Annotated in this window: 1 protein-coding gene; it reads left to right on the forward strand. The window is 62.3% G+C overall.

Annotated elements, in window-relative coordinates; genetic code table 11:
• The first annotated feature begins 198 nt into the window (after window positions 1–198).
• On the forward strand, window positions 199–1137 hold the full coding sequence (locus tag EN845_RS33745; protein WP_127873644.1) for an IS110 family transposase: 939 nt from the start codon (window positions 199–201) through the stop codon (window positions 1135–1137).
• Window positions 1138–1161: the final 24 nt, after the last annotated feature.

Consider the following 1161-nt stretch of genomic DNA (forward strand, 5'->3'; position numbering starts at 1 on the left):
CACCTTGTATCTACACGAGAGAGATTTCGTGGGATTGAAGCGATTGAGCCAAGGTCCGGGCGGCCGCCCGGACCTTGGCTTGGCGAAGTCGCCCGTACCACCTGAGGTTACAGCCGCGGGAGAGCTTGGGATCTTCGCCTTCGTCACGCACGACCGAACAGTCGCTTGGTTCCAACCGTACGCACAAGGCAGGTTACCGTGAACATGATCATTTGTGGAGTTGATGTTTCGAAGGATTGGCTGGACGCGCATGTCTGGCCCGACGGGGCGGTAGAGCGCTTCACCAACGACGCGACGGGGATCGCAGCTCTTTGGCTGTTCTGTCACAACCATGGCGCAACCCACGCGGTGATGGAGGCGTCGGGCGGCTATGAGCGGTTGGGCTTCATGCTTTTGTGGGCGCACGGCATGCCGTGCGCTCTGGTCAATGCCAAGAGCGTGCGCCGCTTCGCCGAGGCGATGGGCTATCTGGAGAAGACCGACCGTATCGACGCTTCCATCATCGCCCATTACAGCGCAGTCAAGAAGATCGTGCCGACGCCACCACCCAGCACTGCCCAGCAGCGGCTTACTGCGCTGGTTGGGCGGCTTTGCCAGGTCGTCGGCGATGCGACCGTCAACAAGCAGCGTAGAAGCGCCGCGCGCGATGCCGAGACAGGCGCCAGCATCGAGGCGATGCTGGCTTTCCTCAAGCGTGAGGAGCGGCGCCTGGAAGGCGAGATCGCCTCGATGATCGACGATGATCCGCTGTGGGCCAGATTGGGATCGGCCTTCCGTTCGCTCAAGGGCGTGGCTGGCCGCACCGTGGCCCGCCTCATGGCCGAACTGCCCGAGATCGGCCTCATCTCCAACAAAGCAATCGCCAAGCTGGCAGGCCTCGCCCCTATCGCCAACGACAGCGGCAAGCGCGCCGGCAACAGGCATGTGCGCGGCGGACGCGCCGGGCCCCGGGGCATCCTCTTCATCGTCGCAGCCATCGCAGCCAAGTTCGATCCCCATCTCAAAGCGTTCGCTCAACGGTTGCAACAGGCGGGAAAGCCCAAAATGCTCATCCGCATCGCACTCGCCAGAAAACTTCTCGTCATCCTCAACGCAAAAGCACGCGACGCGAGAAGCGAATTCGCAAATGCAACTTGACACCCCAGATAGTCGCTCTCCCCC

It is taken from the genome of Mesorhizobium sp. M8A.F.Ca.ET.202.01.1.1 (genome assembly GCF_004791595.1).
Classification (GTDB): domain Bacteria; phylum Pseudomonadota; class Alphaproteobacteria; order Rhizobiales; family Rhizobiaceae; genus Mesorhizobium.